The sequence below is a fragment of the Terriglobus saanensis SP1PR4 genome, assembly GCF_000179915.2.
Classification (GTDB): Bacteria; Acidobacteriota; Terriglobia; order Terriglobales; family Acidobacteriaceae; genus Terriglobus; species Terriglobus saanensis.
Map to the genome: position 1 here is coordinate 2,272,151 of NC_014963.1, position 17,388 is coordinate 2,289,538.

A 17,388-nucleotide genomic window follows, 5' to 3' on the forward strand; every position below is an offset into this window, starting at 1 on the left:
ACACTCTGCAGAGTAGAAGCCAGGGACGGGCAGGAGCTCGACAGTGCGTGAAGCGATGAGCATCGTCGGGGCCGTTTCGATTCTGCCGGTACTTCTCCTCTTTCCCGGATACGCCCTCGGATGGTGGATCGGTCTTTGCGGTTTTCGTCGGTCGGGGTGGGCGGAACGCGCTGCCTGGTCGATTGCGCTCTCCTTCGCAACGATGCCCCTGCTGGCTTATCTCGCACAGCGCTGCGGGCTTCCACTTGTCACCGCGTTCTGCGGTGTCGTTGCCACGGTGGCGTCTATTTGTCTTGCAACTAGATTCTTTTCCATCGCACCACTGCGTAAGAAGTGGGTCTGGACAGCCGCGGCTCTCGTCCTCGGTTGGATCGCCTTCGCCTCATTCGAACTGGTAGACCTGCCATGGCGCGGCAGACTGATGTTACCCGTACCCGTGATGGATCAGGGATACCGCGTGGCCTTCCTCGATGCGCTGGCGAGAGCGCACGGTACACCAAACAATCCTCTTTATGCACCTGGAGCCCTGCAGCCTCTTCGTTATTACTACTTCTGGTACGCACTCTGCTCCCTGCCCGTGCGTTTCTTGCACATGGACTCACGGTTCGTACTGATTGCAAGTTGCATCTGGAGTGGATTGGCGACAGCTGCGATGGTTGGACTCTATGCGAAGCATTTCTTTCGCGTGAATCGTCCGCGCATGCTCGCCATCGCAGGCATATCGCTCCTGGCTGTAACTGGTCTCGACATTCTTCCCACACTTGCGAACCTTGCGTCTGGCATGCCCGCAGATGCGGATCCTGAATGGTGGTCCACGGATCAAGTGACGTCGTGGATGGATACGTTTCTCTGGGCACCGCATCATGCTGCAGCGCTGGTTGCGATTCTTTTGGCGCTGCTTTTGTTTTGGATCAATACGACTCAGGCCGTTACACGTAAAACCATCACAGGGTATGCCATCGCAGCCGTCGCTCTGGCCAGCGCGACGGGCCTCTCTATCTACCTCGGCATCGCTGTCGCTTTGCTGCTGCTCGCCTGGTGCTTGTGGATCCTCGTAGCAGAGCGGGATTTCAGGATGGCTCTTAGAATTCTTCTCACTGGCTGCGTGGCTCTCGTCTTCCTGCTGCCCTTTGTGCTTGATCTTCGCGCACCAGTTCGAGGCGCAGGGAAGGAGGGCAGCGTCCTTGTGCTCAGCGTACGCGAGATGATCTTTGCACAACCTATCACCGCTTTGCCATGGCTGGCGGCTTCTATGCGTTCTCACCCTGCAGCTACAACACAGACAGTCAACGCGGCTCTGCTGCTTCCCGGATACTTTGTAGAACTCGGCGTGCTTGGCTTGGTTCTGGTCTTCGCTTTCATAAGACTTCGTAGGCAAACCTTCGAGCCGTACGATCCCGCACGAACACTTCTTTTCTGGACGCTCGCTCTACTGGTTCCATGTACATTTCTTCGGTCCACCGCGATCACGAATAACGATTTTGGCTTCCGCGCAATGCTTTTGCCACAATTCTTTCTCCTGATGCTTGGCGCTTTCTATCTCGTGCAATGGAAGGACGAGGGGCACTCGCACAATTGGGTCACACGGCTCGCCACGGTGCTCGTAGGTGTGGGAGTGGTGAGCACGCTCTATCAGGCAGTCGCGCTCCGCATCTTTGTTCCACTCATCGCGCGGCATGCGGAGTTCGCAGAGATTCCATTCCTGACACGCGACTTGAAGCGTGCCTACGCTCTCACCGAAAGCAGATTCGCGAAAGACAGCGTTGTGCAGTGGAATCCAGCGCCCTCAATTCCTTCCGGCGAAGTGAAAGAGCTCTGGCTCGCGACCAATCTTCTTTACGCACATAGACAAGTTGCAGCTGCGGTAGAAGCATGCGGAGCGGCCTTTGGAGGAGACCCAACACCGTGCCCCACTCTCGAAAAAGATCTGCAGCAACTCTATTCAGAAGCGGCCAGTTCCGCTACGGCAGAACGAATCTGCGCCCGATGGAAGATTCATGCGCTTGTCGTTACAACGCTCGATGGCACAGCATGGAACGATCATCCAGGTTGGACGTGGTCTCTGCCACCACTTGCTCTCACACCAACGGTGCGCATTCTTAGTTGCAATGCATCGCTGCAATGAGTTGATTGCGGTAGACATCGAGCATAGAGCGGAAAAGGAATAAACCCATATCTCGAGTGTCTTTCTTCTTAGAGTTCGCGCAGGTAGCGAGTGAACTAAGGAGAAATAAGCAATGAAAATTGGCTTTGTAAGCCTGCCCCTCTCGGGCCATCTTCATCCCATGACTGCGCTCGCACGCAAGTTGAAATTCCGCGGACACGAGGTAGTTTTTATCGGTGTTCCGGACGTCGGTCCAGTCGTTCGCGCAGCCGGTTTGGATTTCATATCCTATTGCGAGACGGAGTATCCAGTCGGCTCCATTGCCGAAGTCTACGCTCCTATTTCAAAGCTGCACGGTACCGAGGTCATACGGTATCAGGGACGCAAGTTATCTCCTCCATTCACCGCAGTAGCACTTGAAAGTTTGCCTGAAAAATTATTGGAGTCTGGAGTTGAAGCCTTAGTTTTGGACGCTGCACATCTTTTCATGGAGCTTGTGCCGATGCGTTTAGGAATGCCGTATGTCCATATATGGAATGTTCTTCATCTGGATTTTTCAGGAGCGTCACCGATGTGCTTCTTTGGCTGGCCGCACGAAACTTCCGCGCAAGCAATGCAGAGAAATGTGGAAGGCTTGCAATTTGTCGGCGAAGCTATACAGCCTCTCGTGGAAGTTGCCATGGCGCATGCCGAGAAGGTTGGCCTTCAGGTCGACTGGAGCGTACCCGGTTCGACACTTTCCAGACTGGCGATTATCTCGCAAACGCCAAAAGGGTTTGATTTTCCTGAGATCCCGTGGCCTGAAAATTTTTACTATGCAGGACCATTTCATGACGACCAGGGCCGCGCTTCAGTACCTTTTCCATGGGAGAAGCTGACCGGTGCACCTCTGATCTATGCTTCTCTGGGAACGCTTGTAAACGGGTTGGACTATCTCTACAAAACGATTCTCGCTGCGGTGGAGAGAATTCCGAATATCCAGGTCGTACTCTCCGTAGGAAAGAACATTGATCTTGAGTCCCTGGGTACGATCCCGCCCAATACGATCGTGGTCCGCTCAGCGCCACAGATTGAACTCCTCAAACGTGCGGAGCTTTGCATCACGCACGCGGGACTTAACACTGCGCTCGAGTCATTGGCTCAAGGTGTGCCCATGGTGGCCATTCCCGTTGGCTATGACCAGCCCGGTGTTGCCGCAAGGATTGCGTACCACGGAGTGGGGGAGTTTATCGAAGTCGAAGACCTGACCGTAGAGGGTCTCTCTGGGCTGATCGAGACAGTACTAAAAAAAGGCGGTTACCACGATAGGGCTCGTCATTTTCAGAGGGTGATTGCAGAGACGCGTGGATTGGATCGAGCTGCCGATGTAATCGAGCAGGTCTTCGTGAAGGATCGCGCCCAGGAAGCTCTGCAGGAAGATGCGGCACAACGGATTTGAGAGTGACGAAAACTTACCTGCAGCAAAATAAAAATGGCTTTATCAATCCACTAGGTCGTCAAAATGACGACCTAGTGCCTACTTTCGTACTCTCTTATGTCGAGAAGTGTCCAATCGCGAAACTTTCGGGTCTTTCGGAACATCTGTTACCTATCATGGCATCTCCCAAAATCCGTCTTTACCGCTCTCTCTGTGCCCTTGTTCTTTGCTTCTCTTTGGCCAGTGCTTTTGGTCAGCAAATGATTTCTTCGCCTGAACCGCAAACGGCGGTTGTTACTGGTACAGTGACGGACGCGGATGGCGCCATCATTCCTGGCGCAACCGTTACTCTCGACGGCCCCGACCCCAGTGAACATCGTGTTGTGGCCGCAAATGAAAGCGGTTTCTTTGAGTTGAAGGGTATGCATCCCGCAGTTTCGTATCACGTCACTGTCAATGCAAAAGGATTTTCCGATTGGACCTCGCCCGCCCTTGTGCTCACTCCAGGGCAGCAACTCGATCTACCCGGCGTGAAGTTGATCGTGGGTGTGGTTGAAACCAGCGTGACAGCAGTCTTTGCCGAGCAAGTCGCCATGGAACAGGTCAAGGCAGAAGAAAAGCAAAGAGTCTTTGGGGTCATTCCCAACTTTTATGTCGTCTATGATCACAACTTCGTTCCGCTCACGACGAAGTTGAAGTATCAACTTGCCTTTCGCGCATCCACGGATGTCGTCAGCATCGCTGGCGCGGCCATCCTGGCAGGTGCAGAGCAAGCGGCAAATACTCCGGACTATGTTCAGGGGGCGAAGGGCTTTGGCCAACGTTTCGGCGCAGTCTATACGGATGCCTTCACGAACATCATGATCGGTGGAGCCATTCTGCCATCGCTCCTGCATCAGGACCCACGCTACTTCTATCAGGGCGAGGGCACCAAGAAATCACGCGCGATGCATGCCATCTCCAGCCCATTCATCTGCAAAGGGGACAATGGCAAACCGCAGATCAACTTCTCCAGCATCGGCGGAGATCTGAGCTCGGGAGCCATATCGAATCTCTACTATCCCCAGTCGAATCGTGGGGCGAATCTTGTCTTCGGTAATGCACTCATCAGTACGGGCGGACGAGTTCTCAACGCGCTCGCACAGGAGTTCATCCTGCATCGCTTCACTACAAGAGGAAAGAAAGAAAACTAGATCGCTGCACTGCTTCATGCTGATCACAAAATAGCGACATGGGCGGACAGTCTTACGAGATAAGCTGATCCAGGAGATGCTGCGATGCGTGAAGCGACCTCGCCAGAGCCTACGGAAAATGGAGTGTGGATTCTCGCCGCCACCATTCTCGGTAGCAGCATGGCGTTCATCGATGGCACGGTCGTCAATGTAGCTCTTCCGGCAATTCAGCACACCTTCCACTCCACCGGAAGTGACGTGCAGTGGGTGGTGGAGTCGTATGCTCTTCTGCTCGCTTCACTGCTTCTGGCAGGTGGGGCGATGGGGGATCTTTACGGGCGAAAGAAGATCTTCGTCCTTGGCGTGATCCTCTTTGCGGCTGGATCCATCTGGTGCGGTCTGGCCGGAACCATGTCCGCATTGATTCTTGCACGAGGCGCGCAGGGAATCGGCGCAGCTCTTCTGGTACCTGGCAGCCTCGCCCTCATCAGCGCCTCGTTTCCCATCTCAACACGCGGAAGCGCCATCGGTACATGGTCAGGCTTTACCGCGATGACGGCCGCAGTTGGGCCCGTGTTGGGTGGAGCGCTTGTGCAGTATGCCTCCTGGCGCTGGGTCTTTCTCATCAACATCCCGATTGCGGTTGTGGTCGTCGCGATCACAACGTTGAAGGTTCCAGAGAGCCGCCATGAAGAGATGAGCCAGGCATTGGATTGGCTCGGTGCTCTTCTGGCCACCGTGGGACTAGGCTCGATCACCTATGCCTTGATCGAGTCATCTTCCATCGGAAGCCACCCCGGTATCGCCGCTATTGTCGGTGTAGTTTCGCTCGTTGCTTTCTTCGTCACCGAAGCACGCTCCAAGTCGCCGATGATCCGCCTGTCGCTCTTCCGTTCCCGTAACTTCAGTGGAGCGAATCTGCTTACCTTCTTTCTCTATGGTGCTTTCGGCGGCGTGCTCTTTTTTCTTCCGCTGAACCTGATGCAGGTGCAGCACTACGCGCCGACGCAGGCAGGAGGTGCGCTTCTACCTCTCATTCTGCTGATCTCTTTTCTCTCGCGATGGTCAGGCGGGTTGATCGCTCGTTATGGTGCCAGGCTTCCGCTCACCATTGGCCCTCTCATCGTTGCGGTCGGCTTCCTGCTCTTTCTCCGACCCGGCATCGGAGGCTCCTATGCCACGACCTTATTACCACCGGTTCTCATCCTGGGGATAGGTATGGCCGTCTGCGTCGCTCCGCTCACGACTGCTGTGATGAACGCGGTGCCGGTCTCGGAGTCCGGTGTCGCCTCAGCCGTCAACAACGCTGTCTCGCGCATCGCAGGACTTCTCGCGATCGCAGTCTTTGGTCTTGTCCTTTACGCAGCCTTCAGTCATAACCTGACGCATCGACTGGATGCTCTGAGCATCTCTTCCTCTGAGAGGAAAAATGTCGACGACCAACGATCGAGGCTCGCTGCGATCGAGACGCACAATCCCCAGGCGCAACGTGCCATCGCCGAATCCTTTGTCTTTGGATATAGGCGAGTCCTGTGGATTGCCGTAGCGCTGTCGATCGCAAGTTCCCTAAGCGCCGCTCTTCTTCTGGAGGCGAAAGAAGCTTCCTAAACAGAGTCACTGCGGAAGCGCGGGCTGAACCCTTGCAGGAGGAGAACTCTCGTCGGGCGCACGAATGCCAGGCAGTTGCAGCGTGCTCTGGACCTGCTCGATGAGGTACTGCAGGATCTTTCCGCTGTCGGAGGCAAGCGGTGCGTCGTGACGGGAGTCGGCAGCCATTGCCTTTTGCAGCGGGGCGGTATCGATAATCCTATCGGGCATAGAGCGATCAACCAGGTTTGCCAGATCGTTGAGCGCTTCGATATTGGCCGCCTGAATCTCTTCCGCCAACGGAGAGAGCCGACCGTCCGGGGTATTCAGACGCATATGGGCGAGCGTGATCTGCATCAGAAAGAACGTTCGCAGCTCGGGCTGCCAGATATGGATCGCCGCGCGCCACTTGAGCGCAGTCTCACGGCCTGAGTTGAACTCGAAGAGCACCGCGTCCGCAAGAATACGCACCTGGGAAAAAGTCTCATTGATCACATCGCGTTGGCCGCGCACCTTCTTCAGATACGCAGACTTGGAGCCCTCTGGCTTGGCTCGCATATAATCCGCCATCAGGCGAATCGTACGAAGGAACGTCGCTTGCATCGCGGCTGCGGCGGTGCCGGACTGTGCCTGGTCGAAGAAGATCCACATCGCAAAGAGCCCGAGCATGATGCCTTCGACGTTGTCTCGTGCTGGGGTAAGCAGCACCGCCGGACCAAATGTCCGCAGCTGCACAAGATCGAAAGCGAACGCGATCTGGAGACCGAGGTAAGAGATACGTGGGCTGGACGTCGCAATCCAGGCGGATAAGCCCGTGACCAAGGTAAAAAGCACGCCAAAAGAAATGATTGAATCGAAGGTCGGCAGGAAGATCGATTCCGAAAGTATGCCAAAGAGCAGGCCGCCCAGGATAGCCCCAAAGAAGCGCAGAAGCTGCTTCTGACGCGACGAACCCGCTGTGCTTAGCGCCGTAATCATGCAAGTCGGGATTCCCGAAGACAGTCCCTTCCATGCAAACAGGTGATACAGGATGTAGCAGACCATTGCGGCGCCTGCACCTCGCAGCGCGAACGCAACGTGTTCCGGATTGGTAAAGGCATCGCGCTTAAAAAGAGGCGGCGAAGGCGGCTTTTCGTCGAGAATGTACTCGTTCTCCGGATCCTCTTGCTCGATGGCCTTGTTAACGAGCTCCACCGTAGACGCGAGAAGTGGAATCAGACTCGTAGGATGTCCCTCTGCGAGATGCTCATCTGGGACAGGTGGAGCTGCGGAAGCATAGTTCGTCTCCCAGAGGTGATCGATCTGGTCCGCAATAGCGGCTAGTTGCTTCAGTTCGTGATCGGTCTGCTTTTCCGGCGTGACCAGGAGGGCAGCCGTAAGATCGATGAGGCGTCCGGTTAGTCCTATAAAAACGGCCTGACGCGCATAGTACTCGGAACCGGACTGCATACGCAGAAGATTTCTGCGGAGCATACCCGTACCGATGTCTGAGAACTGCCGTACCTGCGCCGTTGCTTCGGGGTCGGGATCGTCTGCCGTGCGTAGCACACCGCAGACCGCTCTGAGCCGGGCCGTCAGCCCTTCTTCCAGAGGCGTTGTGCGATGAAAAGCTGCAAAGATAAGTTCAATCGTGATGGTGATGGCAACCGCCACAACCACTGCAAGTGCGGAATACAAAGTGAGGCTAAGTTGGCGGTCAATGTTTGCGGGCAGATCCCAGAGCGGGATCGCGGACGTCATCAGAAAGCCAAAGCCCGTAGCAATGCGGTACTGCGACGCTGCACTGATAAAGAAGAATGTGAGTAGAAGGCAAGCGCCAATCCACAAAAAGTGCAGTAAAGGCGATCCCGTAAAGAGAAAGATGCCCAGCAGAATGATGCCGAGCGCTGCGCCAATGGCGCCGATCAAACCGATTGAAGTTTCAAAGGTCTCAGAGGTGGTCTCGCGTGAAATAAGCAGTGTGTAGTACACGCCAAGCGCCGCATTTGGAATACGGAAAACCATAACCCAAACCATCATGAGCACTGCGGCCAGTGTCATGCGGACAATTAGCCAGTTGCGCCCGGGATATGGCTTGAGCTCCTGCTTGAAATAGTTCCAGCCCGATGCAAGCGATAGGTCGAGGTCGGAACCCTGGCTAGGCATCGGCTAACCTTTCCGGTGCAGGATGACTGTGGAAGATTCGCCGATGCGCAGACGATCCGCGGGCGGATCAAGGATACGAATGCGGACAGGATAGCGAGAGGCGAGATGGACCCAGTTGAGCGTACGCTGCGCATCGGGCAGGCCATCGGTAATGCGGCCTACCGTATCCGAGTCGGGAACCACACCGTAACCGATACTCTCGACGACTCCACGCAGGCGCTCAGAAGGATGCGACATAGTGTAAACCTCAACACTCATGCCCGGCTGGATCTGCTGCAACTGCGTCTCGCGAAAATTGGCAACCACCCACCACACGCGTGTATCGATTAGCGTAAAAACCTGTTGGCCGATGTGCGCGAATGCGCCTTCGGAGATACGCAGATTAGTAACTCTCGCTTTAAACGGTGCGTAGACGCGTGTATGGTCCAAATCATACTGCGCCTTGCGTACCGCGGAGGCGCGGGACTCTCGCTGCGAGGTGAGGGGAGCCAGGATGTCCACGGCAGCTTGTGATTGGTTGTACTGTGCTCCACTCTGCGTCACCCCTGCGACCGCACCGCGTTGCTGCGCTCGGGCGGCATCAAGACGTGCTCGAGCCGAAGCCAGCTGCGCCTGCGCCAGCAAAACAGACTGCGCACGTGCACTGGATATGGTCCGCGCCTGATCCACCTGGTCCGGTGTGATGTAGCGCTTCGCCAGCAGCGGCTCCAGCCGCGCAAGATTGCTCTTGGCGTACTCAGCTTCCTGCTTGCTGCGTTCGATCTCTGCCTGTGCCTGAAGTACCTGCGCCTCGGCTTGCTGTACGTCGGCTACCGAGCGCTGCGAAGCGGCCTCTGAAGTCGCAATGTTGGCCTGTGCGGCGCGCGCAGCCGACTCCTGTGAAGTGATGTGTCGGCTCTCGTTGGCAATCTGTCCGCCAAGCGCTTCCTGTTGCGAGAGTGCATTTTGCAAGGCGTAGAGATAGGGATCTTGGTCGATCTTGAAGAGCAGGTCGCCGGTATGCACGAGCTGGTTGTCCTTCACATGCAGCTCAGTGATCGGCCCTTCCACCACCGGCGCCATGCCGATGAAGTTGGCGAAGACCTCCGCATCGTCGGTACGCGGGTCGACCGTCGTGATGTACACCGTGATTGCGATACATACAACGGTCAGCACAACGATGGTGACGCTGAGTATCTTACCGAGAATAGTTTGCTGCTTTACCTGAGGCGTATCCATGGTCTATCTCACCCCAAAGAGAACGAGCCAAACTGAGAGACAGAGAAAGAGTGCCAGGCAGGGATAAATCAACACCAGTGGCTTAAGTTGATACTCCCAGTCGAAACGTCGAAGGACCTGTCGTACGATCAGCGTAAGGAACGACGCCAGCGCGATACAGAAGGCCCAGGCAGGGAAGTACGATCCCAGAATATCCATCGAAGGATTGCGGGCGCACCCGGAGATCGCAGGCAGCGCGAACAGCAACAAGAGATACGGTCGAAAGAAGCGGTGGAGGGAAGGGATCACGGTTTGGGAACCTCTCGTGTGCGCAGCAATTCACCGGTGCGGTAGCTGACCTGCGCCAGGCTATCCAGCACGGCGACTCTGGAAGAGACATCTTCAAAGCGAGCCGCAGCCAATTGACGCTGCGCGGTAAGGACGTCGACGATGTTGCGTACGCCGTATTTGTAGGACTCTAGGGACTGCTCGTATGAGTCCTGCGAAGCACGCAGCAGAGCGGAGGCGGCGTCACGCTGGCGGAACGCTGTGTCGGCATCCACAAAGGCTTGCCATACTTCAGACTCAATGCGATCCCGCAGACCGCGCAGAGTCTCCTCTTCGCGCTTCTGCGCAGCTTCGGCTTCGCGGACCTGTGACCGTCGGCGGTTTCCATCGAAGACATTCCAGTTGAGCGTCAACTCGGCGTCGTAGACACGACCGGTCGCATACGCTCCAGGTTGAGCGGACTGCAGACCCCATGCGCGAAGCTCTCCCAGGCTTCCACTGAAGTTCACCGTGGGGTAGTAGCGGCTTCTTGCTTCACGGACGCCTGACTTTGCTGCATCGATCACTGAGAACTGCCGCAGAAGATCCGGTCTTTCCTTGAGTGCGACTTCAATCAACTCATGGCCATCCGCAGAAAGCGTCGTCGGAATCGTCAGTTCGTCGATACTTTGCACATCGAACGAGGTGTCCGCTGGTGCAGTGACGAGCGTGGCGAGATACCCGGTGGCCTTGCGTTCGTTGCCGATACGAAGCTGTAGTTCATAATTCGCTTGCGCAGCGGTGCTTTTGGCTTCCGAGAGATCCGGCAGCGTTGCCAGTCCATTGTCGAAGCGTGCCTGTGTTGCATCCGAGACCGCCTGCGCGGAAGTCAGGTTGGACTCCGCGGCAATGCGCTGGCCCTTGGCATCGAGCAGCAGATAGTAGGCGTGCATCACGCTGTAGAGAAGTTGGCGGTGCGCATCATTGAAAGAGAAGGACGCGGCGCGGAGAAGATTATGCTGCTGCGCGACCTGATCGACTCGCCCGTTGGCGTCGAAGAGGGTGTAATTCATCTTTACGGCCACTTCGCCGATTCCGAGCTGTTGAATTACGAACGTGTCGTAGAGCAAAACGCCATTGCGATTGGTAAGCGCCGTGAAGCCAACGTCCAACGCCGGATAGAGCGCGCTCTGTGCGATGTGCAGGGCCGCCATCCGTTGACGGGCAGCTTGCCATGCCTCCCGTGTCTCCGGGCTGTGTGCTTCTGCAAAATCGATCAGTTCGGGAAGCGTGTACTTCTTTTCCTGGGCGAGAGCCAGTTCCTCACGTTTGCTCTGTTCCGCCTGACGAGAGACGGTCGACTCTGCCCCAGTGAGCCACGGACGGTCCGGCCTGTTCGGAAGGTCCTGCGCAAGGATCGTCCCCGCGAAACTCAGGACGCCAAACAGGCCGAGACATGCCCGCAATCCATCCTTGCTTAAATAGGCAGAGGGCAAACGCATCCGATTTATGAAGATGGGTCGCAAGAACTTCAGGATAAATGACACCCGAAAGAGTTGTTTATCCGAAGAGCATCGCTTCGCTTCCGAGGTTCCTTCTCAGGCACCCCATAGATCAAGGAAATCTCTTCGTTCCATCTCCGCAAGAAACGCGGCGTGGTTCTTGTAGACGATCCCCAACATCCCGGCAGCCTCGGCGCCACGGATATTCTCTTCGCGGTCATCGACAAAGAGAATCTGCTCTGCTGGCACGCCCAGCCCTTTCACAGCCACGGCATAGATCTCCGGCTCCGGCTTGCGCATCTTCAGCTGGTGCGACCACACGGCGTGGGTAAACTCCGCCACCCAGGCCAGCTTGCCGCGTATGCCATCCTCCATCGCATCGCCGATGTTCGACAGAATGCCGGTCTTCACGCCAGCCTTCTGCAGCCGCTCAGCCCACGCCACCATGGGCTCGTTCATGTCGGTCCAGAGCTCTGTATCCAGGCGCTTTAGCTCCGCTACCTCTGCGTCCTGAAGTTTCCGCCCGGCCACAGCGTTCCAATATTCCGTCCCGTTCAAAGTCCCACGGTCGTACTCATCGCGAAACTGCCAATAACTCGGATGAAACGTGGCCTCATCCATCGCCAACTCCCGCTTCATTTCATCCCACACCACAACGTTGGCTGGCCCACTGAGCACCAACCCAAAATCAAAGAGAACCGCCTTCACCTGATCATGCATGCAGACATCTTAAACCGCAGGGTCGAACATCTAGACTCAAACCATGTTTTCTCGGCGTTCCAACTTCGATCTGGCCGAATCCGACTTTGCCGTAGCTCTTCACGAAGCGCGTCGGGACGGGGAACTCTTCGACCTCACAACATCCAACCCCACAGCTGTGGGACTCGCCCCAGAAAGTCTTTCTACCCACTTCGACGCAACGACGTACCATCCTGACCCGCTGGGCATGCCGTCCGCGCGGCAGGCCGTCGCAGACTACTACTGCGGCCATGGCCGGCAGATCCCGATTGGGAACATCACGCTCACCGCCAGTACCTCGGAGTCCTATAGTTTCCTCTTCCGTCTCCTTTGTGATCCCGGCGACGAACTCCTCATTCCAACTCCGAGCTACCCACTCTTCGACTTCCTCGCCACCCTCGACCACGTCGATTTGAAGCCCTACCCGCTTCTCTACGATCACGGCTGGCAGATCGATCTCCACGCGCTCGAAGCTTCCATCACCCCGCGCACACGGGCCATCCTCCTCGTTCACCCAAATAACCCTACCGGGCACTTCATCAGTTCGCAGGAACGAGAAGCCCTCTACCGTCTCGCCACGCAACATAGTCTCGCTCTCATCGTGGACGAGGTCTTCCTTGATTACCCTCTCTCCGGAACGAGCGAGACTTTCGCCATCCCGGACAGTCCTGCCCTGACCTTTACCCTCTCTGGCCTCAGCAAAGTCTGTGCTCTCCCGCAGATGAAGGTCGCATGGATCAGCACCACTGGCCCTAAAGACGTTCTCAACGAAGCCCAGCAGCGCCTGGAAGTCATCGCTGATACCTTCCTCTCCGTCGCCACACCGCCGCAACTCGCTCTTCCCACATGGCTCGAACACCGCCATGTCACTCAGCAGGCCATCCGTCAGCGCACCGACCAGAATCTAGCGCGGCTCGACGTGCTTCTGCAGGGCACCCACATCACCCACATCACCCGCCTCAAGCTGGATGCTGGATGGACCGCCATTCTTCGCGTCTCGGCCTTTGAACCGGACGCAGAGCTTGCCACACGCCTCATCCAAAACCACCGAGTCGCCATCCATCCCGGCAGCTTCTACGGTCTTCCACCCCAGGGTTATCTTGTCGTCTCTCTGCTGCCTTACCCAGAGATTTTCGAGCAGGGAGTTAACCAACTACTAAACGGAATCAACCCCATTAACTCCCCATCAAGTGTTGGATAAGAAAAAACTCGTAAGTTATAGACCTATAAGCCATGGATTGTTTTCTAGCTCATCTCCGATGTTTGTCAAAGCACCATGGCCTGGGACGACAATGGTCTGTTCTGGCAATCCCATCAGCCTCTCCTGAAGACTTACGAGGATTTTCCGAGCGTCTCCGCCCGGTAGATCCGTGCGGCCGATTCCACCCTTGAAGAGCGTGTCTCCAGCAAGAAGCAGTCTCTCGTTGGGGAAGTAAAGACATAGCGACCCTTCCGTGTGACCGGGGGTATGCATGACCTCGGCCGTTACACCTCCAACGGAGATCTTCATCCCTTCTTCGGCACTCGCATCCGGCGGAGCTACCTCCGGCAAAGCCACACCCATCCATTCCGCCTGCTGATCCATGATCTCCACCAGAGGCAGATCGAGCTGGTTATAGAAGACGGGAGCCCCGGTCATCTGGCTCAGCCTGCGTGCCCCGGCGATGTGGTCCAGATGCGCGTGCGTCACCACGATCTGGGTGCAGCGAAGTTTCTTTGCCTCCAACACGGCGCGGATCCTTACCAGATCGCCACCCGGATCCACCACCATCGCTTCGCCGGTCGTCTCGTCGCCCACGATCGAGCAGTTGCACTGCAACGGACCTACCGGAAATACCTCATGAACCATCTCATCCTCCAGAAGCACAAAACAAAAGCGCAAGCCCGAAGGCCTGCGCTTGGATCAAAATCACGAAGCGGGAACTACTTCTTCGCCGGAACCGTCTGCGTCGTCTTTTCGCCGCTCAGAACGCTGTGGTCGCTCGTCTTCGCAAGCAGCACGGTCAGACCGATGGAAGTGACCATGAACAGTACAGCGCTCCAGGTCGTGAGCTTCGTGAGAAGATTGGCGGCGCCGCGCGGTCCAAAGGCCGTCTGCGATCCCTGTCCACCAAAAGCACCCGCCAGGTCGGCGCTCTTACCCTGCTGTAGCAGAACCACGCCGATCAGGAACAGGCAGACCACCACATGGACTACAACCAGGGCATACAGACCGAAGATCATTTTTTCTCTCATGCGCACACAGCCTTTCGGCGTTGCGCTCTTTACAGAATTTGTTGGAATGTTGGTGCGGAGGAGGGGGCTTTGAACCCCTATGCCTTGCGGCGGTAGCACCTCAATCCAGTTACGAGTGTATCACCGGCCCTTTGTCACTTCAAATACCTGATTCCATTGATCGCTTTCCTAATACACCAGCCGCAGCTTACGAGACCCCGCGCGAAATAAGCGCGGGGTCTCCTTGTTCAATGCCTGAAACCAACTAACCTTTGCGCGCCTGCCTTGCTGTTTCGGCGGGAATCGTGAGCACAGGAGACGCAGCATTCGCCAAAAGCCGATAGGCAAGGCTGGTGTGTAGATGACGTTGAATGAACGAGGCTGGCTGAACTCCAAGCACAATCAAGTTTGATGGTTCCGACACTTTTGCAATCAGGTCTGCTTCGGGCAAGATCCTTGAAAGTTGAAACTCCGGGTCGAACCATTCCATTGGCAGATCAGGATCTGCAAAGCGCAGCATATCGCAATACTGAGCAGCCGTATTCGCTAATCTCTCGGCGTCTTTCAGTGCAGCTTTCGATACGAGTTGATATACCTCAGTCGTTGTCTGAAACGCCTGCTCCAGCAAATTGGCAAAGGTTGCCGCAGCAGTGGAAGCGACACTGAAATCGGAGATATAAATTATTTTCTGAAAAGTTTCATGCTCTAGACGTTCGGGAACGCGTGGTCCAACGGTCAGGGTTGGACGGTGAGAACCGAGCATGAGGGCTTCGGTGTTGGAGCCGAGCAGAAGGTGGTCAAATCCGCGGTGCATTCCTTCCGTGCCGATGACCAGCAGGTTCACGTCGAATTCGTAGAGAGCCTTGATAATGGCGGATGGCACGAGACCCTCCACCACAATCTGCTCCGTGAGAACGTCGAGCGGTCCGGCGCCCAAGGTAAATTCGTTCAATAACTCCTTGGCGTTTCTCCGTTCCATACTGGGCACGTGATCAAGAACCTCGACTGTTTGGGAGTAGGGACCAAACTCGAATGCGTTCAAGACCGTAAGCTTGCCTCCAAACCGGTGAACGAGTTCCGCGGCGTATCGAAGCGCCAATTTCGAATTTTGATGAAAATCAGTTGCCAACAAAACGTTGTGGAACTGTTTCCTAAGCCATTCTTCACGGTCGCTCATCTCTTGCTCCTTCAATTCAACGGTTGTTGAATATGATTCAAGGGAACATAAGAAGATGCAAGCTCGCAAAAGAGTTCGCGAACAAAAGCGCCCAGGCAGACCAAACGCCGGTAGCGCCAAAGGATCCGAGGCTCTGTTACAAGCCGCCCAAAACATCTTTGCGATTTATGGATACGAGGGGAGCGAGCCTGAGGAGAATATCCCAGGAAGCGGGAGTCAACGTGGCTTTGGCTTCGCATCACTTTGGTTCAAAGTAGGGACTTTGGGAGGCAGTGATTGAGCGCCTTCGTTTTGCAATCGCGCCTTACCTCGAAGAACTGCTCGCGCTGCATGCACAGACAGCAGTTCCAATCCGTCTGCGTTTAGAAATTGCACTCAGGCACTTTATCGAAGCCTTATGCAATGAGCCCGAAAAGCTCCTCCAACCTTACCGTGATGCTTTCGAACCGCTGCTCGCAGAAGCGATGCTTTCCAAATTGTTACCCAGATCCAGACCGACGGTCAGACGCCCGTCATGCCTGTTGAGTGTCTCCTGCATCATCGTGGTGGTAAGCTTCTTTATCGTCGGTCTCCTTGTCTCCCGCGCTTCAGGCGCGTCGATAACTGGGAGCTTAACGCATCCCGCTGGAGACCGGCCTTCTCATCCCATCTGATGTGGAGTGACCGTGTCAACCTGTGCGATCGATAGGTTGTTGCTGATTCGTCGTTGTTGGCACACGAAGAAATGCCAGACTTAGGCCGGCGCAATAGATTAAGTCTGTCTAGTGCCCACGACCTCATTCGTCTCCGAATAGCGTGACGTGCAATCTTACTTACGCCGGATACCGGCTCTATGTCTTCAAAACATCACTCAATTGTCATTTATTAAATTGGTCGACCAAATAAATAACCTTTCCCGGTGTGGGAAAGGTTATGCGATGATGCGGGTTTCATAGCACTTTCTTGTTAGTGCGGTATTTATATAACTGCTAATCTTCGGATGTCTTTTCACCATTAATCCTATTTACCGCAGAACTTTAGCGGCAAAGCTTTACAGGAGATTCATGCTCATTCGTAATGTAGCGTGCATGATGCTTGCGGTAGCAACAGCTTCCGTAGCGCAGCAAGGCCAATCTTCGACGCGGATCTATGGAACTTCAGATCGCGATATCCCTACTCCATTGCATTCAACCAGGAAGATTTCCGATTCGAGTGCTCTCCAGCAATTCGTTGAGTTCGTGCGGGCCAGTGGCGTCTCGGGATGGAAAGGAATGACCGCAGGAGGAACGATGTCTCTTGCGGGACAGACACAGTCTTTCCCCGCTCATCTGTATCTGCGTGATAGCACCGTCTCGCGGCTCGACATCGAGAAACCCGATGGGATGGACTCCATGATCTTCAGCGGCGATGCGGGCGTATCCAAGACCGCTAGCCAAAAGCGGCTTTCCGTCTCCTCGGACCTTACGCGGCTTGGCATCGTCGCTTTTCCGCGTGTGTTGTCGGCTGACTATCCCGCGAGCAACAGCGTTCTGACGGATGGTGGCATGGTGCGTATTGGGAGTACATCCCTGCATCGCATCATCCTGGACGATCCGGCCACAGATGTCACGGGAAACACCTGGAAGACCGTCGATCTCTATTTCGAGCCCGCCACAAACCATCTCGTTGAGAGTGTGTCTTTCGTCCATCTATCCCCGTCCGATGCGGCGCTTTATATGGTGGAAACGAGTTACGAGGACTATCGAACGGATGGCCCAGTGACGCTCCCTCATCGGATTACGCAAAGCCTGAACGGCAATATAGCGTGGACTCTTCAGTTGGACAAGCTCGACCTTACTTCTATTCCTGCTGTCTTTCTTTTTTCTTTCTAATTTTCTGCCGAGGCTTCG

Annotated in this window: 15 protein-coding genes; 7 read left to right on the forward strand and 8 right to left on the reverse strand. The window is 55.6% G+C overall.

All coding sequences use genetic code 11. The annotated features are described in order from the left end of the window. The first annotated feature begins 43 nt into the window (after window positions 1–43). The 4 genes from ACIPR4_RS09440 to ACIPR4_RS09455 all read left to right on the forward strand — a co-directional run bounded on the left by ACIPR4_RS09440 (window position 44) and on the right by ACIPR4_RS09455 (window position 6,301). Entirely contained in the window at window positions 44–2,125 is a 2,082-nt protein-coding gene (locus tag ACIPR4_RS09440; protein WP_013568436.1) for a hypothetical protein, read from the forward strand. A 112-nt stretch (window positions 2,126–2,237) separates the two neighbouring features. Next, on the forward strand, window positions 2,238–3,542 hold the full coding sequence (locus ACIPR4_RS09445; protein ID WP_013568437.1) for a glycosyltransferase: 1,305 nt from the start codon (window positions 2,238–2,240) through the stop codon (window positions 3,540–3,542). A gap of 239 nt (window positions 3,543–3,781) precedes the next feature. Then, window positions 3,782–4,714 carry a carboxypeptidase-like regulatory domain-containing protein gene (locus ACIPR4_RS09450; protein WP_245536500.1) on the forward strand — a complete coding sequence of 311 codons (933 nt, stop codon included), beginning with the start codon at window positions 3,782–3,784 and terminating at the stop codon, window positions 4,712–4,714. Window positions 4,715–4,798: 84 nt separating this feature from the next. Further along, window positions 4,799–6,301 (forward strand): MFS transporter, encoded by a 1,503-nt coding sequence (locus ACIPR4_RS09455; protein ID WP_013568439.1) that lies wholly within the window; start codon window positions 4,799–4,801, stop codon window positions 6,299–6,301. A gap of 6 nt (window positions 6,302–6,307) precedes the next feature. On the opposite strand, the gene ACIPR4_RS09460 is transcribed toward ACIPR4_RS09455, so the two are convergent. From ACIPR4_RS09460 to ACIPR4_RS09480, 5 genes are all read right to left on the reverse strand, one after another. Continuing rightward, window positions 6,308–8,425 (reverse strand): FUSC family protein, encoded by a 2,118-nt coding sequence (locus ACIPR4_RS09460; protein ID WP_013568440.1) that lies wholly within the window; start codon window positions 8,423–8,425, stop codon window positions 6,308–6,310. Window positions 8,426–8,428: 3 nt separating this feature from the next. Beyond that, a complete protein-coding gene (locus ACIPR4_RS09465) occupies window positions 8,429–9,643 on the reverse strand; it encodes an efflux RND transporter periplasmic adaptor subunit (protein ID WP_013568441.1) in 1,215 nt (404 codons plus the stop codon). A gap of 3 nt (window positions 9,644–9,646) precedes the next feature. Beyond that, a complete protein-coding gene (locus tag ACIPR4_RS09470; protein ID WP_013568442.1) occupies window positions 9,647–9,931 on the reverse strand; it encodes a YtcA family lipoprotein in 285 nt (94 codons plus the stop codon). Further along, window positions 9,928–11,385 (reverse strand): TolC family protein, encoded by a 1,458-nt coding sequence (locus tag ACIPR4_RS09475; RefSeq protein ID WP_187290276.1) that lies wholly within the window; start codon window positions 11,383–11,385, stop codon window positions 9,928–9,930. The genes ACIPR4_RS09470 and ACIPR4_RS09475 overlap by 4 nt, the downstream gene beginning before the upstream one ends. 102 nt (window positions 11,386–11,487) lie before the next feature. After that, window positions 11,488–12,111: an HAD family hydrolase gene (locus ACIPR4_RS09480; protein WP_013568444.1), complete on the reverse strand. Its 624-nt coding sequence runs from the start codon at window positions 12,109–12,111 to the stop codon at window positions 11,488–11,490. Between the two features lie 43 nt (window positions 12,112–12,154). On the opposite strand from ACIPR4_RS09480, the gene ACIPR4_RS09485 reads away from it, so the two are divergent. Then, entirely contained in the window at window positions 12,155–13,330 is a 1,176-nt protein-coding gene (locus ACIPR4_RS09485) for a pyridoxal phosphate-dependent aminotransferase (RefSeq protein WP_013568445.1), read from the forward strand. Between the two features lie 15 nt (window positions 13,331–13,345). On the opposite strand, the gene ACIPR4_RS09490 is transcribed toward ACIPR4_RS09485, so the two are convergent. The 3 genes from ACIPR4_RS09490 to ACIPR4_RS09500 form a co-directional block, all read right to left on the reverse strand. Then, window positions 13,346–13,978 (reverse strand): MBL fold metallo-hydrolase, encoded by a 633-nt coding sequence (locus ACIPR4_RS09490; protein ID WP_013568446.1) that lies wholly within the window; start codon window positions 13,976–13,978, stop codon window positions 13,346–13,348. Window positions 13,979–14,052: 74 nt separating this feature from the next. Then, entirely contained in the window at window positions 14,053–14,364 is a 312-nt protein-coding gene (gene secG, locus ACIPR4_RS09495; protein ID WP_245536501.1) for a preprotein translocase subunit SecG, read from the reverse strand. A 244-nt stretch (window positions 14,365–14,608) separates the two neighbouring features. Further along, window positions 14,609–15,520 carry a universal stress protein gene (locus tag ACIPR4_RS09500; protein ID WP_013568448.1) on the reverse strand — a complete coding sequence of 304 codons (912 nt, stop codon included), beginning with the start codon at window positions 15,518–15,520 and terminating at the stop codon, window positions 14,609–14,611. Window positions 15,521–15,792: 272 nt separating this feature from the next. Here ACIPR4_RS09500 and ACIPR4_RS22715 point away from each other — a divergent pair, with 272 nt between their 5' ends. Then, window positions 15,793–16,173, forward strand: a complete 381-nt coding sequence (locus tag ACIPR4_RS22715) for a hypothetical protein (RefSeq protein WP_187290277.1) — start codon at window positions 15,793–15,795, stop codon at window positions 16,171–16,173. A gap of 390 nt (window positions 16,174–16,563) precedes the next feature. After that, the gene (locus tag ACIPR4_RS09505) at window positions 16,564–17,370 is read left to right on the forward strand and encodes a hypothetical protein (RefSeq protein ID WP_013568449.1); all 807 of its coding nucleotides are present in this window, start codon (window positions 16,564–16,566) and stop codon (window positions 17,368–17,370) included. The last annotated feature ends 18 nt before the right edge of the window (window positions 17,371–17,388 follow it).